The organism is Pseudarthrobacter oxydans (assembly GCF_013314975.1).
Taxonomy (GTDB): domain Bacteria; phylum Actinomycetota; class Actinomycetes; order Actinomycetales; family Micrococcaceae; genus Arthrobacter; species Arthrobacter oxydans.
In genome coordinates this window covers 54,043-78,833 of record NZ_JABTYH010000002.1, presented here as the reverse complement: position 1 = coordinate 78,833, position 24,791 = coordinate 54,043, and the positions used below count along the sequence as shown (strand labels likewise).

Annotated in this window: 18 protein-coding genes; 13 read left to right on the top strand and 5 right to left on the bottom strand. The window is 67.7% G+C overall.

Going from position 1 to position 24,791, the window contains the following annotated elements; all coding sequences use genetic code 11:
* Window positions 1-114: 114 nt before the first annotated feature.
* Both metH and HTS88_RS01925 read left to right on the top strand, forming a co-directional pair.
* Complete coding sequence (gene metH / locus HTS88_RS01930; RefSeq protein WP_174174939.1) at window positions 115-3,756, top strand: methionine synthase; 3,642 nt, start codon at window positions 115-117, stop codon at window positions 3,754-3,756.
* A 30-nt stretch (window positions 3,757-3,786) separates the two neighbouring features.
* Window positions 3,787-5,019 carry a saccharopine dehydrogenase family protein gene (locus tag HTS88_RS01925; RefSeq protein ID WP_174174937.1) on the top strand — a complete coding sequence of 411 codons (1,233 nt, stop codon included), beginning with the start codon at window positions 3,787-3,789 and terminating at the stop codon, window positions 5,017-5,019.
* A 22-nt stretch (window positions 5,020-5,041) separates the two neighbouring features.
* Here HTS88_RS01925 and HTS88_RS01920 read toward each other — a convergent pair whose 3' ends face one another.
* Both HTS88_RS01920 and HTS88_RS01915 read right to left on the bottom strand, forming a co-directional pair.
* Window positions 5,042-5,866, bottom strand: a complete 825-nt coding sequence (locus HTS88_RS01920; protein ID WP_174174936.1) for an alpha/beta fold hydrolase — start codon at window positions 5,864-5,866, stop codon at window positions 5,042-5,044.
* 183 nt (window positions 5,867-6,049) lie between these two features.
* Complete coding sequence (locus tag HTS88_RS01915; RefSeq protein WP_120692522.1) at window positions 6,050-6,742, bottom strand: GntR family transcriptional regulator; 693 nt, start codon at window positions 6,740-6,742, stop codon at window positions 6,050-6,052.
* Window positions 6,743-6,881: 139 nt separating this feature from the next.
* On the opposite strand from HTS88_RS01915, the gene HTS88_RS01910 reads away from it, so the two are divergent.
* Together HTS88_RS01910 and HTS88_RS01905 are read left to right on the top strand one after the other, a co-directional pair.
* Window positions 6,882-8,606, top strand: coding sequence for an L-lactate permease (locus HTS88_RS01910; RefSeq protein WP_174174934.1), 1,725 nt, complete (start codon window positions 6,882-6,884; stop codon window positions 8,604-8,606).
* A 1-nt stretch (window position 8,607) separates the two neighbouring features.
* Window positions 8,608-11,487 (top strand): FAD-binding and (Fe-S)-binding domain-containing protein, encoded by a 2,880-nt coding sequence (locus HTS88_RS01905; RefSeq protein WP_174174932.1) that lies wholly within the window; start codon window positions 8,608-8,610, stop codon window positions 11,485-11,487.
* Between the two features lie 97 nt (window positions 11,488-11,584).
* Here HTS88_RS01905 and HTS88_RS01900 read toward each other — a convergent pair whose 3' ends face one another.
* Both HTS88_RS01900 and HTS88_RS01895 read right to left on the bottom strand, forming a co-directional pair.
* The gene (locus HTS88_RS01900) at window positions 11,585-14,467 is read right to left on the bottom strand and encodes an ATP-binding cassette domain-containing protein (protein ID WP_174174930.1); all 2,883 of its coding nucleotides are present in this window, start codon (window positions 14,465-14,467) and stop codon (window positions 11,585-11,587) included.
* A complete protein-coding gene (locus HTS88_RS01895; protein ID WP_343044862.1) occupies window positions 14,464-15,021 on the bottom strand; it encodes a hypothetical protein in 558 nt (185 codons plus the stop codon). The genes HTS88_RS01900 and HTS88_RS01895 overlap by 4 nt, the downstream gene beginning before the upstream one ends.
* A 118-nt stretch (window positions 15,022-15,139) precedes the next feature.
* On the opposite strand from HTS88_RS01895, the gene HTS88_RS01890 reads away from it, so the two are divergent.
* Window positions 15,140-15,919 (top strand): DUF222 domain-containing protein, encoded by a 780-nt coding sequence (locus tag HTS88_RS01890; RefSeq protein ID WP_174174928.1) that lies wholly within the window; start codon window positions 15,140-15,142, stop codon window positions 15,917-15,919.
* A 54-nt stretch (window positions 15,920-15,973) separates the two neighbouring features.
* On the opposite strand, the gene HTS88_RS01885 is transcribed toward HTS88_RS01890, so the two are convergent.
* Entirely contained in the window at window positions 15,974-16,447 is a 474-nt protein-coding gene (locus tag HTS88_RS01885) for a GNAT family N-acetyltransferase (RefSeq protein WP_174175276.1), read from the bottom strand.
* Between the two features lie 210 nt (window positions 16,448-16,657).
* Between HTS88_RS01885 and HTS88_RS01880 the strand changes: the two genes are divergently transcribed.
* The 8 genes from HTS88_RS01880 (at window position 16,658) to HTS88_RS01845 (ending at window position 24,759) form a co-directional block, all read left to right on the top strand.
* The gene (locus tag HTS88_RS01880) at window positions 16,658-17,791 is read left to right on the top strand and encodes an alpha/beta hydrolase (RefSeq protein WP_174174926.1); all 1,134 of its coding nucleotides are present in this window, start codon (window positions 16,658-16,660) and stop codon (window positions 17,789-17,791) included.
* A gap of 75 nt (window positions 17,792-17,866) precedes the next feature.
* Window positions 17,867-18,763: a helix-turn-helix transcriptional regulator gene (locus tag HTS88_RS01875; protein WP_174174924.1), complete on the top strand. Its 897-nt coding sequence runs from the start codon at window positions 17,867-17,869 to the stop codon at window positions 18,761-18,763.
* Between the two features lie 167 nt (window positions 18,764-18,930).
* Entirely contained in the window at window positions 18,931-19,470 is a 540-nt protein-coding gene (locus HTS88_RS01870) for a cyclophilin-like fold protein (protein WP_174174923.1), read from the top strand.
* 51 nt (window positions 19,471-19,521) lie between these two features.
* Complete coding sequence (locus HTS88_RS01865; protein WP_246255898.1) at window positions 19,522-20,793, top strand: MFS transporter; 1,272 nt, start codon at window positions 19,522-19,524, stop codon at window positions 20,791-20,793.
* A 52-nt stretch (window positions 20,794-20,845) separates the two neighbouring features.
* Window positions 20,846-21,997, top strand: a complete 1,152-nt coding sequence (locus HTS88_RS01860) for a PQQ-dependent sugar dehydrogenase (protein WP_174174921.1) — start codon at window positions 20,846-20,848, stop codon at window positions 21,995-21,997.
* Between the two features lie 178 nt (window positions 21,998-22,175).
* Window positions 22,176-23,036, top strand: coding sequence for a PI-PLC domain-containing protein (locus HTS88_RS01855; RefSeq protein ID WP_174174919.1), 861 nt, complete (start codon window positions 22,176-22,178; stop codon window positions 23,034-23,036).
* Window positions 23,037-23,066: 30 nt separating this feature from the next.
* A complete protein-coding gene (locus HTS88_RS01850) occupies window positions 23,067-24,107 on the top strand; it encodes a metallophosphoesterase family protein (RefSeq protein WP_174174918.1) in 1,041 nt (346 codons plus the stop codon).
* A 178-nt stretch (window positions 24,108-24,285) separates the two neighbouring features.
* The gene (locus HTS88_RS01845; RefSeq protein ID WP_174174917.1) at window positions 24,286-24,759 is read left to right on the top strand and encodes an SRPBCC family protein; all 474 of its coding nucleotides are present in this window, start codon (window positions 24,286-24,288) and stop codon (window positions 24,757-24,759) included.
* Window positions 24,760-24,791: the final 32 nt, after the last annotated feature.

The following is a 24,791-nucleotide window of genomic DNA, read 5'->3' as shown; positions in this document are numbered from 1 at the left end:
GACGAACATGAGTGTCAGCACTTGGGACGGCAGGGGCATGGCAAATTGCATCCCCCTGCCGTAGTACACGGACACACAGCGCAACGTTCCGGCCCCCACACGTAACCTGTTTAGATGCCTCGTTTTGCGCTTGATATTGAGTCCGTGCCCCGCCCTGCCCGTTCGCAGGAGCTGCTGGACGCCGTGAACCACCGCGTGGTTATTGCCGACGGCGCCATGGGCACCATGCTGCAGGGCCGGGACCTGTCGCTCGAAACGGACTTCCAGAACCTCGAGGGCTGCAACGAGATCCTCAATGACACGCGCCCGGACGTCATCGGGGACATCCACGACGCCTACTTCGCCACCGGCATTGACGCGGTGGAAACCAACACCTTCGGCGCCAACTGGTCCAACCTCTCCGACTACGGAATCGACGACCGCATCACAGAACTCGCGCTCAAGGGCGCCAAGATCGCCCGCGAACGCGCCGAAGCCGCGGAAGAAACCGACGGCCGGATGCGCTGGGTCCTCGGCTCCATGGGCCCCGGCACCAAGCTCCCCAGCCTCGGACACACCAGCTACGACTACCTCAAGCAGACCTTCGCCCTGCAGGCCGAGGGCCTCATCGACGGCGGCGCGGACGCGTTCCTCATCGAAACCAGCCAGGACCTCCTGCAGACCAAAGCCGCGGTCAACGGCTGCAAGCAGGCCATCGTCTCCAAGGGAATCCGCCTCCCCATCTTCGTCGAGGTGACGGTCGAAACCACCGGAACCATGCTCATGGGCTCCGAAATCGGCGCCGCGCTCACCGCCCTCGAACCGCTCGGCGTCGACGCCATCGGCCTGAACTGCGCCACCGGCCCGGACGAGATGAGCGAGCACCTCCGCCACCTCTCCAAGCAGTCCTCCGTGGCCATCGCCTGCATGCCCAACGCCGGCCTGCCCATCCTCGGCGCCAACGGCGCGCACTACCCGCTCACCCCCACCGAACTGGCCACCGCCCACGAGCAGTTCGTGCGCGAGTTCGGCCTGGGCCTGGTGGGCGGCTGCTGCGGTACGACGCCGGAGCACATGGCCGCCGTCGTCGAACGCCTTGCACCCTTCCGCACACGCGAGACGGGAGCCGGCAGCACCGGCCCCGCCCGCGTCCCCACCGAGCGCGAGGCCGGCGTCGCCTCCCTCTACCAGCACGTGAACTTCGACCAGGACGCCTCCTACCTCGCCATCGGTGAACGCACCAACGCCAACGGCTCCAAGGCATTCCGCCAGGCGATGCTCGAAGAGCGCTGGGACGACTGCGTGGACATCGCCCGCGAGCAGATCCGCGTGGGCGCGCACCTGCTGGACGTCTGCATCGACTACGTGGGGCGCGACGGCGTCGCTGACATCAAGGAGGTCGTCTCGCGTTTCGCGTCGGCCTCCACCCTCCCGCTCGTCATCGACTCCACCGAACCGCCCGTGCTGCAGGCCGGCCTGGAACTCATCGGCGGCCGGCCGGTGGTCAACTCCGTCAACTACGAGGACGGTGACGGCCCGGACAGCCGCTTCGCGCGCATCATGCCGCTGGTGAAGGAACACGGCACCGCCGTGATCGCCCTGACCATCGACGAACAGGGTCAGGCCCGCACCACCGAGGGCAAAGTGGCCATCGCCTCCCGCCTCGTCGACGCCCTGGTGGGCGAGTGGGGGATGCGCGTCGAGGACATCATCGTGGACGCCCTGACCTTCCCCGTCGCCACCGGCCAGGAGGAAACCCGCCGCGACGGCATCGAAACCATCGAGGCCATTCGCCAGATCACCACCAAGTACCCCGGGATCAACACCACGCTCGGCGTCTCCAATGTCTCGTTCGGCCTGAACCCGGCCGCGCGCATCGTCCTGAACTCCGTGTTCCTGCACGAGGCCGTGCAGGCGGGCCTGACCAGCGGCATCATCGACGCCGCCAAGATCGTGCCGCTCGCCTCTCTGCCGGACGAGCAGCGCAAGGTGGCCCTGGACCTCGTTTATGACCGCCGCGAATACGACACCGACGGCAACACCACCTACGACCCGCTGGCCATCATGCTGGACATGTTCGCCGGCGTCGACACCGCAGCGCTCAAGGACCAGCGCGCCGCCGAACTCGCGGCACTGCCCACCGGCGCCCGCCTGGAGCGGCGCATCATCGACGGCGAAGGCAAGGGCCTCGAAGAGGACCTGGACCTGGCCCGCAGCGAGGGCATGACCCCGCTCGGCATCATCAACGACCACCTCCTCGAAGGCATGAAGGTGGTGGGCGAGCGCTTCGGCGCCGGCGAGATGCAGCTGCCGTTCGTGCTGCAGTCCGCCGAGGTGATGAAGAACGCCGTCGCCCTGCTCGAGCCGCACATGGAGAAGTCAGATTCCTCCGGCAAGGGCACCATGGTGATCGCCACCGTCCGCGGCGACGTGCACGACATCGGCAAGAACCTGGTGGACATCATCCTCACCAACAACGGCTACAAAGTGGTCAACATCGGCATCAAGCAGGGCATCGCCGAGATCATGGCTGCGGCGGAGGAGCACAACGCGGACGTGATCGGCATGTCCGGGCTGCTGGTGAAGTCCACCGTGGTGATGAAGGAAAACCTCGCGGAGCTGCAGTCGCGCGGCCTGGCGAAGAAGTGGCCCGTGATCCTCGGCGGCGCAGCCCTGACCCGCGCCTACGTGGAGCAGGACCTGGCCGAGCAGTTTGACGGCGTGGTCCGGTACGCCAAGGACGCCTTCGAGGGCCTCGCCCTCATGGAGCCGCTGGTCCGCGTGGCCCGCGGCGAATCACCGGACGACGTCGGCCTTCCGCCTTTGAAGAAGCGCATCCACAAGGGCGGCGCGAAGTTCACGGTCACCGAGCCGGAAGCGATGCCCGGCCGGTCCGACGTCGCCACCGACAACCCGGTACCCGCGCCGCCGTTCTGGGGCACGCGCATCGTGCGCGGCGTCTCGCTCCACGAGTACGCCGCCTTCCTTGACGAGCGCGCCACCTTCATGGGGCAGTGGGGGCTCAAGCCCGGCCGTGGCGAGGACGGCGCCTCCTACGAGGAGCTGGTGGAACGCGAGGGCCGGCCGCGCCTGCGCTATTGGCTGGACCGCATCCTCGGCGAGGGCATGCTGGACGCGTCCGTCGCCTACGGCTACTTCCCGGTGGTTTCTGAGGGGGAGCAGGTGGTGGTGCTGCACCATGGGGAGGATCGCGACGGCGTCCTGGGCACTGCGGGGCTCCTCGCCCCGGACGGTGGTTCAGGCGGTCCGATCGGCACCGACCGGCTGAGCTTCAACTTCCCGCGCCAGCGCCGCGACCGGCACCTGTGCCTGGCCGACTTTGTGAAGTCCCGCGAATCCGGCCAGATCGACGTGCTGCCCGTCCAGCTGGTCACCGCCGGCTCGAAGATCGAGGAGTTCACCTCCAAGATGTTCGCCGCCAACCAGTACCGCGACTACTACGAGCTCAACGGCCTGGTCATGCAGCTCACCGAGGCGCTGGCGGAGTTCTGGCACGCGCGGATCCGCAAGGAGCTGGGCTTCGCGGCCGAGGAGCCGAAGGACACCGCAGGGTATTTCAAGCTCGAGTACCGCGGTGCGCGGTTCTCACTCGGCTACCCCGCGTGCCCGGACATGGAGGACCGCCGCAAGGTGACCGAGCTGTTGAAGCCCGAGCGGATGGGCGTGATCCTGAGCGATGAGCTGATGCTGCACCCCGAGCAGTCCACCGACGCGTTCGTGTTCCACCACCCGGAGGCCAAGTACTTCAAGGTGTGAGTTGCAGTGCCGCTGTGAAAGGCTGCAGTTATGGACACCTCATCTCGGGAACATGACCTCGTTCTTTATGGAGCGACGGGTTTCGTTGGCAGGCTGATCGCCGCCTACCTCGCCGAGCATGCACCGGCCGGGATGCGGGTCGGGCTCGCTGGCCGGTCCACGTCCAGGCTCGAGGCGCTTCGGTCCGAGTTGCCGGCCGCGGCGCACGGGTGGGCCCTCATCGAAGCCGACTCGGGGGAAGCGGACTCAATCGCCGCCCTGGCTGCGAACACCCGCGTGCTCTGCACCGCCGTCGGTCCCTACGCGAAACACGGACTGCCTGTCGTCGAGGCCTGCGCCCGGGCCGGTACCCACTACGCCGACCTCGCCGGTGAGGTGTCCTTCATCCGGGAGGCGATCGATCGCTACGACGCCCTGGCCAGGACGACCGGGGCACGGATCGTGCACTCCTGCGGCTACGACTCCGTGCCGTCTGACCTCGCCGTACTGCTGCTGCATCAGGCGGCAGTAGCCGATGGCGCTGGCGGTCTGGCCGAAGTGCAACTCGTTGCGAGGGCCAAGGCCGGCATCAGCGGAGGCACGCTGGAATCGATGCGCGGGCAGCTCGATGCGATGCGATCGAGCACCGCCCTGCAGTCATTAGTCGCTGACCCCTTCGCCCTGAGCCCCGACCGCACACGGGAGCCGACGACACCACAGCCTCCTGACGCCGGGCCTGTGCGCCGTTCCGCTGACGGCACCTGGACCGCGCCTTTCATCATGGCCCCGTTCAACACCCGGATAGTGCGCCGCAGCAACGCATTGCAGGGCTGGGCCTATGGCCGCTCTCTTCAGTACGGCGAGGTGATGGAGGTGGCCCCCGGACCGGCAGGAGCGGTCATCGCAAGGGCAATGGCACTCGGGCTCCGGGCATTCACGGGCGCGATGGCATTTCCACCAACCCGGAAGGTGCTCGACCGCTTTCTTCCGGTACCGGGCACGGGTCCGAGCACCAGCATGCAGCCCGCGGGCTGGTTCCACTCCCAGGTGACCGCCCGCACCGAGGACGGCCAGCGTTACCAGGCGATTGCTGCTGGCCCCGGTGATCCCGGCTATGCCGCCACCGCCGTGATGGCAGGGGAGACAGCACTCGCTCTTGCCCTCGACGGTGACCGGCTGCCGCCCGCGAAAGGGTCGCTGACACCGGCCACGGCACTCGGCAACGTGCTCATAGAGCGGCTCCGCGCGGCCGGCCACACCTACCAGGTACGCAAACTCGCCTGAACCCGGATCTGCAGGTCACCTGTCAGGAGCGGGGGTCGAGGTAGTGCAGAATCGCCCGGGCTGTTTCCTCCGGGGCACTGACGTGGGGGCAGTGCCCGGTGGCCTGGAGCTGCACCAGGGTGCTGTGTTCCAGATTCTTGTGCAGGTAGGCACCCACTTCCGGCGGGGCAAGCCGATCGTTGGAGCACTGCAGTATCAGGCAGCTGGTGCGTACCTTTTTCAGTTCAGGGCGGGTGTCGGAGAAGAAAGTTACCCCCGCGAAGTGCCGTGCGATGGTCGGATTTGTCCGGCAGAAGCTAACGCGCAAGTCCTCCGCTAATTCGGGCTCCTGCGGGTTGCCCATCACCACGGGGGCCAAGGCCGCGGCCCAGGCGAAGTAGTCGCTGTCCAGAGATGCCAGCAGGCCCTCGATGTCTTCCCGCGAAAAGCCGCCCACGTAGCCGTCGTACGGGTCATCCGTATGACGGGGCGAAGGAGCAAGCAGGACCAGGTGGGAGAAGCGGCTGGGGTCCTGCACGGCGGCGATCACGGCGATCATGGTGCTGACACTGTGGCCCACCAGGATGACGTCCTCAAGTTCAAGGGCGGCGCAAATCTCCAGCAGGTCCGACGCGTACCCGTTCAGGGACCCGTACTTCTCCCAGTCATAGGCGCTGATGTCGGAGTGTCCTGCGCCAACATGATCAAAGAGCACCAGCCGGTAATCGTCAGCGAAATAGGGCAGCAGCTTCCGCCACATAGCCTGGTCGCAGCCGAAACCGTGGGCAAACATCATGACAGGCCCATCATCCCGGCCGGATATGGTGACGTTGTTCCGGCCGATGACGGCAGCAACTGCTTCGATCACGTTCTCACTGACCCTCCGTCGCGTGGCGTCCTGTCCCAGACTATCGACGGGAAATAGCGAATCCTAGCGATCCTCCCACTATGACTTCCAGGGCGACGTCCGTTCAGCCCCTTGCACGCGGCACGGCTTACGCGGCTCCCCGACTCATCCGGCGCATGAGTACCTGGCATACAGCCAGGCTCGTTACTCGGCTACCAGGTCGGACGGCAACTGGGCTTCAGGTCCGGCCTCGCCACCCATTGCAGCGACCAGCCGTTCACGGGCGCGCCCCAAATGGACGTCGAGCAGGCCGGCGGCCTCGTCGCCCCGGCCTTCCTCAATCAGTTCCAGCAGCCTCTGGTGCTCCGCCTGGATCAGGGCGGTGTCGAGGAGGTGCAGCGACTGTACACGGGACATGCACAGGCGGACTTCCCCAACGAGCGACCGGTACATCTTGCTGATGCGCGTATTGCCCACAGCATCGATCAGGCTGGTGTGGAACCTCATGTCCGGTTCCACCACGTCCAGCGGCGCTCCGCTCTTCACTGCGGCAATGTCCTTGTTCGCCTGCACGGCTCCGGCCGGAACGGTCCGGCCGGAGGCAAGCCGGCGGAGCACTTCGCTTTCCAGGTAGGCCCTGGCCAGGTAGATGTCCCGGACCGACTCCGGTCCCAGATCCACCACGCGTGCCGTCTTGTGCGTTCCCCTGTCCAGCAGCCCTTCGGCCACGAGCTTTTCAATGGAGGCTTTGGCGGTGGGGCGGGCCACCTCGTAGGTGGAAGCGACGTCCGTCTCGGTGAGCGCCTCCCCGGAACCGAGCTCACCGGAGAAGACGCGGCTCCGCAGATCTGCGGCGATCGCCTCCACGATGGAGACTGCTGCAATGCGACCGGGCACGTGCGTTCCCTCCCATGGTTCTTTCCGACGTACTTCATCTTGCCAGACAGAACAACATCGATACTTGACCAACATGTGTACTTGTTAGACAATCGAAGGGCGCCACGGTGTTGTGACGCCTAACACAATCTGGAGACACATGTTTCAGCAGATCCTCGACCCCCTCGCCGGGTCCCTCGTGATTTCAGCCCTTTGCGCGGCACTTCCCCTCGTCCTGCTTTTCGTCCTCCTTGGCGTCTTCAAGGTCAAAGCACCTTTCGCCGCCCTGGCCGGCCTGGCCCTGTCACTGGTGCTGGCCGTCGTCGGCTGGCAGATGCCGGTCAACCAGGCCCTGAGCGCCACGGCGGCCGGCATCTTCTACGGGCTGTTCCCCATCCTGTGGATCCTGGTGAACGCGCTCTGGATCTACCGGCTCACCGTGGCCACGCCGTGGTTCGAGGTTCTGGGGCGCACCATCCGTTCCATCTCCAACGACCTCCGGATCCTGGCCATCCTCATCGCCTTCTGCTTCGGTGCGCTGCTTGAGTCGCTGGCCGGCTTCGGCGCACCCGTGGCAATTTCCGCCGCCATGCTGATGGCCGCCGGCATGAAACCCCTGAAGTCCGCAATTGTCTCGCTGCTGGCCAACACCGCTCCCGTGGCATTCGGCGCCATGGCCGCACCCATCATTGCCCTCAACGGCGTCACCGGCCTGACCCTGAATGAGCTGTCCGCCATGGCCGGACGCCAGACGCCGTTCATCGCCCTGATCGTCCCGCTGCTGCTGGTGTTCATCGTGGACGGCCGCCGCGGCGTCAAGCAGACCTGGCCCGTGGCACTGGTGGCAGGCGCCGCCTTCGGCCTGGCCCAGTTCGTCACCTCCAACTACTTCGCCGTGGAACTCACGGACGTCGTCGCCGCCGTCGTCACCGTGGCCGCGGTCCTGCTCATGCTGAAGGTCTGGCAGCCGAAGGAAACCGTGGGCATGGGCGGCGCCGTGGAGGCTGCTGCGGTCCCCGCCGTCGTCAGCGCCGGCGGAACGGGCGGCTCCGCAGCCCAGGAAGGTACGACGGCGGCACGCGGCAGCGGCGGCAGCGCCCTGCCTGCAGACCCCGCCATCCCCACGGACAACTCGCGGCCCGGGCCGCGCCAGATCTGGATGGCGATCGCGCCCTACCTGATCATCATTGCGGTGTTTTCCGTGGCCCAGATCCCTGCCGTCAAGGCCTGGCTGACCCAGGTTGGCAGCGTCACGTTCGCCTGGCCCGGCCTGGACATCACGGACTCGGCCGGCAAGCCGGTGGCGGCCACCAAGTTCAAGCTGGACCACCTCAAGGCCACCGGCACCCTGCTGCTGTTCTCCGGCCTGCTTACCATGCTGCTCTACAAAATCAGTACATCCCAGGGCCTGCGCATCTACCGCGACACCGTGGTGCAGCTGCGCTGGACCATCGTCACCGTCACCGCCGTGCTGGGCCTCTCTTTCGTGATGAACCTGTCCGGCCAGACCACCACTTTGGGCTTCGCCCTGGCCTCCGCCGGCGGCTTCTTCGCCCTGCTCTCGCCGCTGATCGGCTGGATCGGCGTGGCACTCACCGGCTCGGACACCTCCTCCAACTCGTTGTTCGGGCAGATGCAGGCCACCGCAGCGGAGCAGACCGGACTTTCACCCGTGCTGATGGCTGCGTCCAACTCCTCCGCCGGCGTGATGGGCAAGATGTTGTCCCTGCAGAACCTGGCCGTGGCCTCGGCTGCGGTGGGCCTTGACGGTGCCGAGGGAACCCTGTTCCGCAAGCTCATCGGCTGGAGCCTAGGCCTCCTGGCGCTCATCACCGTGCTGATCTTCCTGCAGTCAACCCCCGTCCTCGGCTGGATGGTTCCCTGATATGGCATCGCTGGACCTCGCAGCCCTCCGCTCCGCCGTCGCCGATCCCGCCCACGTCAAAACCCGGGCCATCGACCTGCACGCAAACGCCCACGACGCCTCCCACTTCCTGCTGATCCCGCAGGCCGTGGTCACCGCCGGAAGCGCAGCCGACGTGGGCGGGCTGCTCCGCGCGAGTGCCGCCCAGGGCGTCCCGCTCACGTTCCGCTCCGGTGGAACCAGCCTCAGCGGACAGGCCGTCACCGACGGCGTGCTGGTGGACGTGCGGCGCAATTTCCGGGACGTTGAAGTGCTCGACGGCGGTGCGCGCGTCCGGGTGCAGCCCGGCGTCACGGTGCGGGCGCTGAATGCCCGGCTGGCACCCTACGGCCGGAAGTTCGGGCCCGATCCGGCCAGCGAGGCCGCGTGCACCATCGGTGGTGTGGTGGCGAACAACTCGTCCGGCATGAACTGCGGCACCGTGGACAACGCCTACCGTACGCTCGAGTCCCTCACCGTAGTGCTCCCGTCCGGGACAGTCATTGACACCGGCGCCCCGGACGCGGACACCAAGCTGCGCGCGCTGGAGCCGGAGCTTTACCACGGTTTGGCCCAGCTGGCGGAGCGGGTGCGCGGAAACAGTGAGTCCGTGCGCAGGATCCGGCAGCAGTTCGCCATGAAGAACACCATGGGCTACGGCCTCAACACGCTGCTGGACTTCAGCAGCCCGGTGGACATCATGGCCCACCTGATCGTCGGCAGCGAGGGAACCCTGGGCTTCGTGGCCGAGGCCGTCTTCCGCACCATCCCGCGGCTGCAGCACGCCGCCACCGGACTGCTCGTCTTCCCGGACCTGCGGGCGGCGAACGCCGCCTTGCCCGCGCTGGTGGAAACCGGCGCAGCCACGGTGGAGCTCATGGACGCGCTGTCCCTCAAGGTGGGCCAGACGCTGAAGGGGACTCCCGCCGTCGTGCGTGACCTGGTGGTGCGGGACCACGCTGCGCTGCTGGTGGAATACTCGGCCGAAGGGCAGGACCAGCTCGCGGAACTGCAGCAGGGCGGTGAAAGCATCCTCAAGGAGCTGAGCCTCTCCGCCGAAGCCCACTTCACGGGTGACGCCAAAGCACGTGCGGGGCTCTGGCACCTGCGCAAGGGCCTGTACGCCTCGGTGGCGGGAGCCCGGCCGCAGGGGACCACCGCTCTGCTGGAGGACATCGTGGTCCCGGTTCCCGTGCTCGGCCGCACCTGCCAGGAACTCATCGGGCTGTTCGACAAGTACAGCTACAGCAACAGCGTGATCTTCGGCCACGCCAAAGACGGGAACGTCCACTTCATGCTCACGGACGGGTTCAGCACCGCGGAGGAGCTGGACAGGTACAGCTCGTTCACCGAGGACATGGTGGACCTGGTGCTGGGGGAGGGCGGCTCACTCAAAGCCGAGCACGGCACCGGACGGGTGATGGCGCCCTATGTGCGGCGGCAGTACGGGGATGAGCTGTACGGCGTGATGCTCAGGATCAAGGAGCTGTTCGATCCGCGCGGGATCCTCAACCCCGGCGTCATCCTGGACGACGATCCCGAGGCGCACCTCCGGCACATCAAAACGGCGCCACCCGTGGCCGAAGAGGTGGACCGCTGTGTCTCCTGCGGCTACTGCGAGCCGGTGTGCCCCAGCAAGGACCTCACCCTTACGCCGCGGCAGCGCATCGTCACCCTGCGTGCCATCGAGGCCGGGCGCCTGGCCGGGGACACGGCACTCGTGGAACAGCTGGAGAAGGACTACGACTACGAGTCCGTGCAGACCTGCGCGGTGGACGGCATGTGCCAGACGGCCTGTCCGGTGGACATCAACACGGGGCTCCTGGTCAAGCGGATCAGGCGTTCCGACGCCGGGTCCGTGGCCAACGGCGCCTGGAACGCGGCTGCCAAGCACTGGGAAGGGGTGACCCGCGGCGCTTCGCTCGCGCTCACCGTGGTCAACAAGCTGCCGGCAGCCGCGCTGGTCCCGCCAAACAAGGCAGCCAGGGCGGTCCTGGGCACCGACACCGTCCCGCTGTACTCGGCCGAGCTGCCGGGCGGCGGTTCCGCGCGGAAACGTCCGACGCCGGACCGGGCACCGGACGCCGTCTACTTCCCCGCGTGCGTGGGGACCATGTTCGGGCCGGCCGGTGCGGATCAGTCCGGCACGCCCGGTCCGGGAGTCCAGTACAGCTTCGAGCAGCTGTGCGAACGGGCGGGGATCACCCTGCTGGTGCCGCAGGGCATCGATGGCCTGTGCTGCGGCACCCCCTGGTCATCCAAGGGCATGGTGGCCGGCCAGGCGACCATGCAGGAGAGGACCCTGGCCGCGCTGCGGGAAGCCACCCGGGACGGCGAACTGGCCATCATCTGCGACGCGTCGTCCTGCACGGAAGGCCTTCGCCAGGCCGTGGAATCGGATGTTCCCCTGGTGGGGCAGCGTCCGCTGCGGATTGTGGATGCGGTGGACTTCGCGGCCGAACGCATCCTGCCCATGCTCCCCGACCACAAGAAGCTGGATTCGCTGGCACTGCACCCCACCTGCTCGTCCACGCGTCTGGGGATCAACAGTTCCCTGGATGCTGTGGCCGGTGCTGTGGCCGAGAAGGTGGATGTCCCTGTGAACTGGGGCTGCTGTGCCTTCGCGGGGGACCGCGGCATGCTTCACCCCGAGCTCACCGAGTCCGCCACCCGGAAGCAGGGGGAGGAGGTCGCGGAGCTGGGCGCGTCAGCCCATGCGTCCTGCAACCGCACCTGTGAGCTGGGGATGACCAGGGCAACCGGTGCTGAGTACCGGCACGTGCTGGAGCTGCTGGAGGAAGTGACGCGGCCCGGGGAAGGCGTCGTAACGACCCCTGAGTTTCGCAGCTCGACGGGTGCATAGGATGGCTTTCCTGGGCAGGAGAAACCGCCCCGACCTTGAGGTCCGCGAGCAGCGCCCTGAGTTTCCCGCAGCGCGAGTGTGGGTCCCAGCGGTTTGCTCAGACCCTAAGGTGCAGCCGGTCCCCGGCCTGGTCGGATGACGCCTGCGGGGCGTGCCCGCCGGCGCCTCCGCCCGCGCTGGAGACCGGCTTCACCCGCCGGAGCGCGGCGAGGATGGCCCGTCCCACCGCGGCGATGCCGATGATGGTGGTGACGGCGCGCAGGGTGTCCCAGCCCGCCGTCGACGTCACCAGCGAGTACAGCAGGAAGCTGCTCAGGTTGGTGCCCAGCGGTGCGCCGGGCACATAGGAGATGCCGGTTCCGGCGCCCACGGCGAACGGCCAGAACCACAGGTTGGTCAGCAGGCCGAACAGGTAGGACGCCACAATGCCGTAGCCGCACAGCATCCACAGTTCCGCCTTGCCGCGGACCCGGCGGGGGAGCAGTCCGGCGCCCGCGCCCACCCACGCGCAGGCGAAGATCTGGAACGGGGTCCACGGCCCGATCCCGCCCCACAGGGCACTTGAAAGGGCGATGGTGGCGGCGCCGAGCAGCATGCCGAACCGGGCACCGAACGCCCGGCCGGCCAGGATCAGCAGGATAAACACAGCCTCCACGCCCCCGACGCCGGTGCTTGCCACCCGCACCGCCGATCCCACCGCTGCCAGGACGCCGAGGAGCGCCACGGTGTGCGCCGAGCGGACCGAGCCGTCCAGGGACACAATGATGGCGACGACGGCGAGCGGCGCGATGGCCAGCGCCGCGTAGGGGAGGGCGGCGGCTGCGTCCTGGGGAAGCGCCGCGGCGAGCAGCGGCCAGCAGAAGGCAGCAAGGGCCAGGAGGTTCGCTGCTGCGAGGACGGCGAGCTCGACGCCGCGCGGCATGCGGAGGCGGCGCTTTCGTTCCGCTGCGGGGGATCCTGGTTCGATGGTCTTCGGTTCCGGTCCGGTTGCTGCGTGCCGGGGGAGCGCGAGGAGCGGCTCGGGTTCTTCGGCCGGTGCCGCTTCGGAGGAGGGCGCGACGCCGTCACGCATCGGCAGGATACGGGCGCCGAGGCTCTGGGCGAAGTCGTGGTCGTGGGTGGCGACCAGGACCGCCGCGCCGGAGTCCGCCGCGGCTGTCAAAGCCGCCGCGACGGCTGTGCGCGCCGCAGGGTCGAGTCCGCGGGTGGGCTCATCGATCAGGAGGACCTGGGGATCGTCCATGGTCTGCAGCGCGATGGCAAGGATCCGGCGCTCGCCGGCAGAGAGGTCCCGGGGGTGCTCATGGCCAATGGGGACCGTGGCGCTGCCCCGCAGCCGGGCCAGGCGCGACGCCGCAAAGCCGGGCGCGGGCTGTCCGCCGTTCTTTCGGCGCGCAAGGCGACGCTCGGCCGCGCGCAGCTCGCCCGCCACCGTATCCCTGGTGAAGAGGTCGTCCGAGGCGTCCGGCACCAGGGCGACCCGGCCGCCGTCGAGCGTTGCCACCACGCCTCCGCTTTCGCCACCAGCCCGTAGACCGCCGCTGCCCTCACGCAGGGCCAGCGCCACCAGGAGGGATGACTTTCCGGCACCGTTCGGGCCCACCAGCGCCACCACTTCACCGCGGTGCAGGGTCAGGGACGCGTCGCGCACCAGGGTGTTGCCCTTGCGGTGGACGGCGAGGTTAGTCGCCGTCAGCACCGGGGCGGGGTCGGCTGGCTGAGAAGGGAGCTGGCGGCCTTCGACCGATGCCGAGGTGGACGACGCCGGGACCCCTGCGGTTGGGATCAATGTGCCGCCCTCGACGGTCCACCAGGAGTCGGCAACCGGGACGAGCGCTGACGCCCGGTGCTCCGCCACCATGACAAAGACGCCGGCGTCTCGGGCCAGGGTGTTGAGCACGGCGATGACGTGCCTGCGGGTTGTGGTGTCGAGGTCGGCCAGGGGCTCGTCCACCAGGAGCAGGGCCGGATTTTCCACCATAGCGGCGGCGATGGCCACGAGTGTTGCCTCGCCCGCGGACAGGGTGCTGACGTTCCGGTCCAGGAGTGCCGCCACGCCGATGCGCTCCGCCACCTCCAGCACCCGGGCCTTGGCAGCCCCGGACGCCACGCCGCGCAGCTCAAGGGCCAGGGAGATTTCGTCCCGGACCTTGGTGGTGGCGAAGGCGGCGCGGGGATTCTGCAGGACGACGCCGACGGCTTGGGCGGTATCGCGCGGCGGCGTGGCGGCGCGGTCCAATCCGGAAACGCGCACGGTGCCGGAGATGTCTCCGCCGTCCACGTGGGAGAGGAGCCCGGCGATGCCGCGCAGGATGGTGGACTTGCCGGAGCCGGTGGGCCCGGTGATCACCGTGATGGACCCGGGCCGCGGCGCGAAGTCCGGGACTTCGACCTGCGCGTCGCCGATGCGGAACTGGGCGTCGCGCACCTGAAGCGGGCCGCCGTCGTCGTTCCCGGGACGGTGCCCTGCCCGGCTCCCGAAGCCGCGCAGCTCCAGGGCCGCGGCAACCCTGCCTGCGTGCTCAAGGGTGCGCTCGAGGACGGGCACCAGGGCGCGTGGGCCGAAGCGTTCGCCCCGCAGCCGGAACGCCAGGCGGACGGAGGTGACGGCGTCGGACAGTGCGGGGAGCGCCGCCCAGGCCACCACCAGCATCCGCCCGATGCCCTGCATGGGGCCGCGGCGGGCCAGGTGGACGAAGCCGCGGGCCACGTCCACAAACGCGTTGAGCAGGCCGAAACCGAGGAACATCGCGGCAATCGGCAGGGCGGACAGGACCGCCGCCCACAGCCCGGGTCCGCTGACCGGGCCGAGGAAAACCACGTGGGCGTACGGGGCAGGCAGGCGCATGGCCGGCAGGTCGAGCAGGACCGGCTCGCCGATGCCCGCCCCGTTGAAAAGGATGCGGTAGATGACCCGCGCCACGATGAAGACGACGGCGAGGGCCGCCGCGGCGCGTAATGGCGCGGGCCGGAAGGTCATGCCGCGGGGGCGGCCGGTTCGCCGTCGACCGTGAAGAGCAGTTCCAGGCTCTCGCCCGGGCTCACCTTCAGGGTGGCGAGGCCCTCCTGGGCGTAGGCCCAGTCACCGGCGGCCGGCTTGACCCAGAGCGCCCAGTAGGCGAAGGCGGCGGGCATGCCCTGGCATTCTTCGCGGTACGTGCCCTCCTTGTGCGTGATGTCGAAGTCCGCGGCGGGCACACCGTTGACCCGGCACACCAGTTCGTTGGGGTACTGCGTGGTGCCCTCTGTCTCCACGTCTGCCTCTTCGAGGATCTCGGCAGCGACCGTGGGCCCGTCCACGGGCACGCACACTGAGGTGTCGGCGGCTTCCTGCTTCAGGGCGCCCGAGTCGACGATGACCTTCACGCCGTCGCAGGGAGCGTCGGCGGCGGTGGATGACGCCGCGGCCGAGGGCGACGGTGCGGAGGTGGTTGGCTGGGTGGTGGCCGGCGCGGAACAGGCGGCGAGGGACAACAGGAGACCGGCAGCGGCGAGGGAGCTCGCGGCGGCGGTGCGCATTTTAGTCAAAGTCACAGGTTAAGGGTAGGGCGTTGCCTGGCCTGATCCGGAGGCGGCCGCGTTTTGTGACGTTGGGCTTCAGGCCGGGGGCAGGCGCGCCTCTTGACGCCAGCGGACGACGGCGGGAGGTTAGGTGGCACAAGTCGCATGCGCGCTCACCATCGGCGAACGCGCCGCAGCCGCCCTGCTGGGAGAATCCCACGCGCTGGCCACGTCCTTGCCGGCGGCACTCGATGCGCTGCAAACCGGCGCCATCGGCTGGCAGCACGCACGCACCGTGGTGGATGAGACAGCCGGCCTCACTCCCGCAGCAGTCTCCGCCCTGGAGGCCCACTTCTTCGGCCCGGACGCGGGCCGCGGCGCCGCGCCCGGAGAGCTGGTGCCCGCCCGGTTCCGGCGGAAGCTCCGGGCCTGGCGTGAACGCCACCACCCTGAGTCGCTCGAGGAACGCCATGCGAAGAGCGTGGCGGACCGCCGAGTGGAGTTCAGTCCGGACCGGGACGGCATGGCCTGGTTGTCGCTCTATCTTCCCGGCGACACGGCCTTGGCCGTCTGGAACAAGTCGACGGCACTGGCCCGCGGCCTGCAGGGCCCGCGGGAACCCCGCAATCTCAGCCAGTTGGGCGCCGACATTGCGGCAGGGCTGCTGCTGGGCAGCGCGAACCAGGACGTTGGAGACGTGCCTTCCCCCAAGGCTGATGTCCTGGTGACCGTTCCGGTCCTCTCCTTCCTCGGCATTACCGACGAACCGGCCGAGATCGACGGGCTGGGGCCGGTCCCGCCGGTACTACCCAGCCGAGCACCCGGACCGGGAACCTCCGTTCATCCCGCCCGACTGCCTGCCGGTTTTTGTCAGCCCCCTGGAACAGGTGCTGCTGACGCGGCTCGCTGCCTGACGCGCTTTGCTGCATGAAGCAGCGCAGCCTGGCACCCCGCGCTGTCTCCGCCGTGTCCGCTGGAGCAGGTCCTACAGACGGAGCTCCATAAAGACGCTGTTGGGGTCCAGGACGTAGCCGGCGAACGGCGGGCACTCCGTGAAGCCGTTGCGGGCGTACAGCCGGCGCGCGGGGGCGAAGTAGTCCTCGGTGCCAGTCTCAAGGTAGACGCGCTCAAGGTTCCGGGCGCGGGCGTCGTCGAGGATATGGCGGAGCATCAGGGTGGCCACGCCGCGTCCCCGGGCGCTTGCCGCAGTGCGCATCGACTTGATCTCGCCGTGCACCGGTGATCCGGGACTAGCTTCAAGAAGTTTGAGTGCGCCGCACCCCAGCAGCCCGCCGTCCTCACGGGCCGTCCAAAAAGTGATGGACGGCGCGGACAGGGCGGAGTGGTCCAGGGCATGGACGCTTTCGGCCGGGGAGGTGGCGAACATGTCCGCCAGGTGTTCGCTGAGGAGCTGATGGACGTCGCCGCGTGAGGGGTCGTCCCGGTCAATGAAAATCACCGAGCCAAATTTACCGGCTGACGCTGCGGACTTCATGACGCCACTATCCGAGGCCGGTTCGCCGCAGGAACCCTTTCGCGTCGTATTCCAAGGGGGCTCTGGCAGGACCAGCCTTAGCAGGGACTCCCGTTGGCCGTTCCGGCCGTGGTGTGCTCGAAAGGACAACGAGGTCCACCACATACGTAACCGACAATCCCAAGGATGAAGACGATGAGCACGGACTGCAACGCACAGGACCCTACGACCCAAGGAATCCAGGCCGGCGTGTCACGCCGCAACATCATCAAGCTGACAGGTGCAGGCGCGGCGGCCATCGGGCTCTCCAGCGCGGCAGGGCTGGCAGGAGCCGGGCCGGCTTTCGCTGCCCCCGCCTCCCGGAAGGACCTGGAACCGGGCGACACCTCCAACGGCGCGGACAACTTCTACACCAGCAACCAGGTCACGGTGAAGAAGATCTCGTTCAAGAACAAGTACGAGATGAAGGTCGTCGGCAACCTCTTCGTCCCCAACAACCTGGACCGGGGGGCCACCCACCCGGCACTGGTGGTAGGCCACCCGATGGGCGCCGTGAAGGAACAGAGCGCCAACCTCTACGCCACCAAGATGGCGGAGCAGGGCTACGTGACGCTCTCCTTCGACCTCTCGTTCTGGGGAGAGAGCGCCGGCAAGCCCGGAAACTCGGTTTCGCCTGACATCTATGCCGAGGACTTCAGCGCCGCCGTCGACTACCTGCGGGCGCAGGCCTTCGTTGCCAAGGAGCGCGTCGGGGCTATCGGGATCTGCGGCAGCGGCAGCTTCGTGATCAGCGCGGCAAAGATCGATCCCCGGATTAAGGCGATCGCCACGGTGAGCATGTACGACATGGGCGCCGCCAACCGCGACGGGCTGGACAAATCGGTAACCCTGGAGCAGCGCAAGGCGTTCATCGCGCAGGCTGCTGCCCAGCGTGACGTCGAGTTCGCCGGCGGCGCGATCGAGTACACCGGCGGCACACCGGATGAGCTCACGGCCGACTCAACTGCCGTGGACCGCGAGTTCTACGACTTCTACCGGACCGCGCGTGGCTACCACCCGAACACCACCACGCACCCGGCCCTGGCCATCAACACCAAGTTCATGAACTTCCACCCGTTCAACGACCTGGACCTGATTGCCCCGCGGCCGCTGCTGTTCATCGCCGGTGACCAGGCGCACTCGAGGGAGTTCAGCGAAGAGGCCTACCGGCTCGGAACCGGCCCTAAGGAACTCTTCTGGGTTCCCGGAGCCGGCCACGTGGACCTTTACGACCGCACCGGCCTGATCCCCTTCGACAAGCTCACGGACTTCTTCCGTGCACAGCTCTAGGAAGGCAGGGGCCGTCGGGAGGGAGGCCCTGGAAGGGACTCCCTCTTGCCCGGGGGTTGGCCTAGCGTGGAAAGCATGGACAACCGAGCTGAAGTACGCGAATTCCTCGTTTCGCGGCGTGCCCAGGTTTCGCCCCAGCAGGCTGGCTTGCCTGCCGGGGCGAACCGGCGCGTCAAGGGTTTACGGCGAAGCGAAGTAGCAATCCTTGCCGGTTTGAGCGTTGAGTACTACACGCGCCTGGAGCGCGGGGCCATCAGCGGCGCCTCTGGCCAGGTGCTGGAGAGCATCGCCAGGGCTTTGCGCCTGGACGACGCCGAGCGGGCGCACCTGTTCGACCTTGCGCAAGCTGCGGGCCCGGCCGCGCGGCCGCCGCGGCGGCGGAGCTCGAAGTCCTATGTGCCGCACCAGAGCCTGCAGTGGGCCCTTGATGCGGTCACAGCCGGTCCCGCGTTCGTCCGCAACGGCCGGATGGATCTGTTGGCCGGCAACCCCCTGATGCGAGCGTTCTACAAGGACTGCTATGACATGCCCGGCCAGCCACCGAACATCGCCCGGTTCACGTTCCTGGATGAACGGGCCCGCCGGTTCTATCCGGATTGGGATGCCTTTGCGCAGGTGACTGTTTCGATCCTGCGGACGGAGGCTGGCCGGGATCCGCGCAACAAAGAACTCCATGACCTCGTCGGTGAGCTGGGAACCCGCAGCGAGGAGTTCCGCAAGCTGTGGGGTGAGCACAACGTCCGTCATCACGGCACCGGGTTCAAGACCTTCAACCACGCCATCGTGGGCGAGATGACCCTGGCGTTCGAGGGATTGGAGATGGCCGCCGAGCCGGGACTGACGCTCACGATCTACACAGCAGAGCCCGGATCGCCGTCGGCTGAGCGCATGCAGCTGCTCGCCTCCTGGGCGGCCAGCGAGTACGGGAATGCCGTCCATGCTGAACCTGGACGGACCCGGACAGAGAGCTGACGAGCGCCGCCCACCAGCTACGAGGGAACCGGCCGACGCCGGGCGTGCCCACCGGTATCGGTAGGGGCCCTCCCAGTACCCCTCACAACAGGGGCTCCCACCCAGCCTTGGCAACTGCTTGGCTGGAATGGACAGAACTTTTCCTGATGGAAGGGGAACCACCTCCCATGCGCCAAGAGAAACCCACCTTGGCAGCCATCATCGCGCTGGCTCTGCCCCTCGCCGGGTGCAGCACCCCTTCACCGGGCACGGACTCCGGCCCTGCACCGCCGACCTCCCCGCAGGAAGCATCCTCGACGGCGGCCGGGTCGTCCCCGCCGTCGCAAGGATCGTCCGCCGCAACAGCAGCAGAAACCACTCCGATCACCATCGACATCGACGGCGGGACCGTGACAGGTGCCTTGTCCAGCAACGCAACTGCACGCTCCCTGATCCAGCAGCTTCCCTTGACGCTCTCCTTCAGGGACTACGGCGGCCAGGAAAAGATCGCAGAGCTGCCGGAGGCGCTTTCGCTCGACGGCGTGCCCGCCGGGGACAGCGCAGAACCACTGACGATCGGCTACTACGCGCCCGATCAGGCCCTCGTCCTCTATTACGAGAGCGTCGGATACTCCCGCGGAATTGTGCGGATCGGATCGTTCGATGACCTCGCGGCGATCCGGGACCAAACAAGCGGTTTTACCGCCAGGCTGGCTCCCGCTGACTGAGCGGGATGACACGGCTGCTCCGAACATTCTCCACAAAAGAACGGAACCGTTTTGACCCGAGCAACCTTTGAGGATGGCGCCCGCGAGGCGCCCATCGATGCCCTGCCCTCCGAAAACACCAGCATCACTGACGAAACAAAGAATTCGGGCCCGGCAAGCGATCCTTCCGTGCCGGCCGGGCGCTTTCCTTGGGCGGCCCTGCTGGTCATGGCACTGATGGGATTCCTCCTGATTTCCACCGAGACCATGCCCGCCGGACTGCTGCCGCAGATCGCCTCGGGACTGGACATCACCGAGGGGACCGCGGGACAGTTCGTCAGCGCCTACGCCCTGGGAACAGTCCTTGCGGCCATGCCCGCCGTCGCGTTGACACGGGGCCTGCGCCGGAAGCCTGTTTTCCTCGCCGGGATCCTCGGCTTCCTGGCCGCGAACCTCATCACGGCATTCTCCACGGACATCGTCCTCTCCCTGGGAGCGCGGCTCCTGGCCGGTGCATTCTCCGGCCTGCTGTGGGGGATGACTGCCGGCTACGCCCGGCGTATCACGGCGCCGCACCATGCCGGCCGCGCCTTGTCCGTTGCGTCGGTTGGAACCCCCGTGGGCCTGGCAGTGGGAACGCCCTTCGGCTCCTGGCTCGGCGCGGCCTTCGACTGGCGCTGGTCCTTCGGCGTACTTTCGCTTCTCACGGTTGCCACCTTGCTGCTGGCGTTCTTCATGGTCCCGGACGCGCCCGGCCAACGGGCCGGGACACGGGTACCCCTCGCGCGGGTCCTGGCCATCCCGGGCGTGGCGGTTGTCCTCGGCGTCATCGTCAGCTGGATGCTTGGGCACAACATGATGTACACCTACATTGGCTCCTACCTCCGCGCGGCAAGCCTGGATCTCCCGGTCGACGTCGCGCTCGTGGTGTTCGGCGCGGCCGCCATTGTGGGGATCGCCATCACCGGTGCCGTGATTGACAAGGGCCTTCGACGTTTGGTCCTGCTCAGCCTTGGGAGCTTCATGGTGGCCGGTGTGATCTTCATTGTTGGCCACACATCCGTGGTGGCAGTCCTGGCAGCGATCGTCCTCTGGGGGATCGCCTTCGGCGGCGCAGCAGCACAGCTGCAGACGGCCATCAGCGCTGCAAGCGGGGACAATGCCGACGTCGCCAACTCGATGCTCGGCGTCGCGTTCAACCTTGCGATCTTCGCCGCGGGTGTGGCCGGCGCGGTGGCGATCAGCACCTTCGACGGGATGGTCCTGCCGGCCGCCCTGGTGGGACTTGCCGCCGTCGCGCTCGCCGTCGCTGCTGCCGGATGCCGCACGGCATTTCCCCGGTAGCCAACAAAGCGGCGCCAGCCAACAGCACACAGCAACGAACAAGGAGAGACCCATGAACGCCATCCCCCTCCGCCGGCCCACCCTGTTGGCCGCCGCCCTCGGAGCCGGCCTGCTGCTCTCGTCCTGCACCACCACGCCGCCGGCGGCACCCCCAACGCCGGTTTCTCCCGCGGCGACGCCGGAAGTTCCGTCCCCGTCCCCCTCCCCAACAGAGACAGCGGCGAGGGCGGGAAATGCCACCCCGACGGGCACGCCCCGGACCGTGGCCACCGGGCTGGAGGCTCCCTGGTCCGTAGTGTTCCGCAACGGCACTCCGTTGGTCAGTGAGCGGGACAGCGGGCGCATCCTCGAGCTCAGCCCTGACGGCACCACGCGCACCGTTGGAGACATTCCCGGCGTGGCGGCTGTGGGGGAAGGCGGGCTGCTGGGCCTGGCTGTGGACGGTCAGGGCCGTCTGTACGTGTACTCCACCGGGACAGACGGTAACAGGCTGCAGCGCTTCGGCGTCACCGGCGAACCGGGATCCCTGGCGCTGGGGCAGCCCGAAACGCTTCTCGAGGGGATTGCCTCCGCGAGCTATCACGACGGCGGCCGGATCGCCTTTGGGCCCGACGGCATGCTCTACGTGGCGATCGGAGACGCGGGCCGGCGCGACAGTTCCCAGGACCTGGATTCCCTGAATGGGAAGATCCTGAGGATGACCCCCGACGGCGGCGTCCCGGGCGACAATCCCTTCCCGGACTCGCTCGTCTACAGTTACGGACACCGCAACCCGCAGGGCCTGGCCTGGGCGGAGGATGGCACCATGTTCGCCACCGAGTTCGGGCAGAACACGTGGGACGAGCTGAACATCATCACCGCGGGAGCGAACTACGGCTGGCCGGCCGTAGAAGGGATAGCCACCACAGGGGACTTCACCGACCCCGTTCAGCAATGGGAGCCCACCGAGGCCAGCCCCAGCGGCATGGCGCACATTGACGGGACCCTGTTCATCGCCAACCTGCGCGGACAGGTGCTCCGGGCGGTTCCCGTGGCCGACCCGTCCACGTCGACCACGTACTACGACGGCGAATTCGGCCGCCTCCGCGATGTCACTGAGGCTCCGGACGGGAAGCTCTGGTTCGTCACCAACAACACCGACGGCCGGGGCAGGCCCGGGCCCGATGACGACCGCATCCTCAGCGTGGACCTGGCCCTGCAGTAATTCGGGTGCCCGTGCGCCCCACCGCCAACCGCAACCCTGTCGATGTCCCGCCCAATTCACCCGCTGGCAACCCGCCGGCCCCGAAGCGTTCTCCCGCAACCAGCAGTCTTTTCACGCCCCCTTTTGCCCGGCACCCAAACAGCCGGGCGGACATTCCAGCTGTACGTAGGAGTACTCCGTGTTCGTTCAAAGCACCCTCGCCGCCGTCGCCGTCCTCGCCTCCCTGGCGGGAACAGCGGCAGCCCCGGCCCAAGCTGAGGCAGCCAAGCCGGCTCCCGTCGTCGTCGGCCAGCCCCTCGCCCAGGCCCATGCGCACAACGACTACGAGCATGGGCGTCCCCTGTTCGACGCGCTCGAGCACGGCTTCACCAGCGTCGAAGCGGACGTGTGGCTGGTGGACGGCGAACTGCTGGTGGCCCATGACCTGGAGGACGTCCAGCCCGGCGTCACGCTCGAAAGCCTCTACCTTGATCCCCTCCAGGACCTGGTACGGAGCGAGCCCGGCCACGGCGTTTACCCGCACTGGGACGGCAGCCTGCAGCTGCTGATCGACATCAAGAGCGAAGGCGAAGCCACCTACGCCGCCATCGAGCAGGAACTGGCCGAGCACCGCGACATCATGAGCCGCTACACCAACGGCACCACCAAGACCGGCCCCGTCACCGCCGTGATCAGCGGCAACCGCCCGCTCGCCACCATGCAGGTACAGGAGAAGCGGTTCAGCTTCTACGACGGCCGCTCAGCCGACCTCACCTCCGGCAAACCCGCCGCCCTCATGCCGCTGGTCAGCGACAACTGGACCAAACTCTTCGCCTGGCAGGGTGTCGGCCCCATGCCGGAGGCCGAGCGCGCCAAGCTGCGCGCGTACGTGGCCGAGGCCCACGCCAACGGCTACCGCGTCCGCTTCTGGGCCACCCCGGACCAGCCCGGCGCAGCCCGCGACGCCATCTGGACCGAGCTCGCCGGCGCCGGCGTGGACCACATCAACACCGACGACCTCGCCGCGCTGCAGCAGTTCCTTACTGCCCGCGCCGCCTAGGCCCTTTCCAGCAGAATCAGGAACACACCCATGCCTTCAAAGACTTTGAAAACGACGACGGCGGGAGCCGTCCTGGCGCTCGGCCTCCTTGCGTCCCAGCCCGCCCACGCGGTCAGCAACTCCTCCAACAGCGAGGCGTTCACCTTCGGCGTCATCGGCGACATCCCTTACGGCGACGCTGAAGTTGCCAAGTTCCCCGCCCGCATCCAGGACATCAACGCCGATCAGGACCTGGAGTTCGTCACGCACGTTGGCGACATCAAGAACGGCTCCTCCGTCTGCTCGGACGAGTACTTCGCCAACATCCGCACCCAGTTCGACACGTTCGAGCATCCGCTGGTCTTCACCCCGGGCGACAACGAATGGGTGGACTGCCACCGCACCAACAACGGCGCCTACAACCCGCTGGAACGGCTGGACAAGCTCCGGGAGGTCTTCTTCAATGAACCCGGCAAGACCCTCGGCGCCACCATGCCGGTGAAGGCCCAGGAGGATGTTGGGCTTCCGGAAAACGTCCGGTTCACCGAGAACCGGGTGGCCTTCTCCGTGCTGAACATCCAGGGCAGCAACAACTCCCTGCAGCCGTGGACGGGCCTCGGCGAAACCACGGCCACGCCGGAACAGCTTGCTGAGGTGGAGGCCCGGACGGACGCCGCGCTGGAGCAGATACGCGGCACGTTCGCTGATGCCGAGCGCCGCAACGACCGTGCCGTGGTGCTCATGACGCAGGCCGACATGTTCGATCCGTCGCTGCTCGCCGCAGCCACCGCCAACCCGGAGATCATGTCCGGGTTCCGGGAGATCGTGGCTGCCATCGTCGAGGAGACCAACAGCTTCGATGCGCCGGTGTACCTGATCAACGGCGACAGCCATGTCTTCGCCGAGAACCAGCCACTCGCCGCCGGCTCACCTTGGCTGGAGACCTACGGGCAGCCCGCCGCGGACAACCTGCAGCGCGTCACCGTGGACGGATCCGCCAACGCCACGAACTATGTGCGCTTCTCCGTCGCCGGCAACAGCGCCGTTGGCGGGCCTGTCCTGAGCTGGGAGAAGGTCCCCTTCAGGTCCTAGGCACCAAACGTAAGCGGACGACGGCGGGCGCCTCCCGCGGTCGTCCGCCGGGGAATTGCGGGGGTCTGGACACCGGTGGCAGCCGGACTTATCGTGCAGGAGTGGCGGCTGCCTGACTGGCAGGATGGCAAGCTCTGCCGGTCCGCTGTTGCGGCCGTTTGTCATGAGGAGGAAGCAGATGGAACGCGTTGAAGAGACCGTTGAAGTCGATGTCCCGGTGCGGACCGCGTACAACCAGTGGACCCAGTTCGAGTCCTTTCCACAGTTCATGTCCGGCGTGGAATCCGTAACCCAGCTGACGGACACCACCAACCACTGGGTCACCAACGTGGGCGGCGTCCACCGGGAATTCGACACCGAGATCGTCGACCAGGAGCCTGACGACCGGATCGCCTGGCGCAGCATCGACGGCAAGTCCCATGCCGGCATCATCAGGTTCATTCCGCTGGATGCCAACCATACGAAGGTCAAAGTCCACTTCGAATGGGCGCCGGAAACCGCCACGGAAAAGGCAGGCGCGGCACTGAAGATCGACGAGATGCAGGTCAGGGCCGACATGCGGAAGTTCAAGGACTTCATCGAATCCCGAGGCACCGAAACCGGCGGCTGGCGCGGTGAAGTCAAGGACAGCGGCCCCGCCGGTCAGCTCTGACAAACAGAAGGCGGTCGACGGCGGGCGCCTCC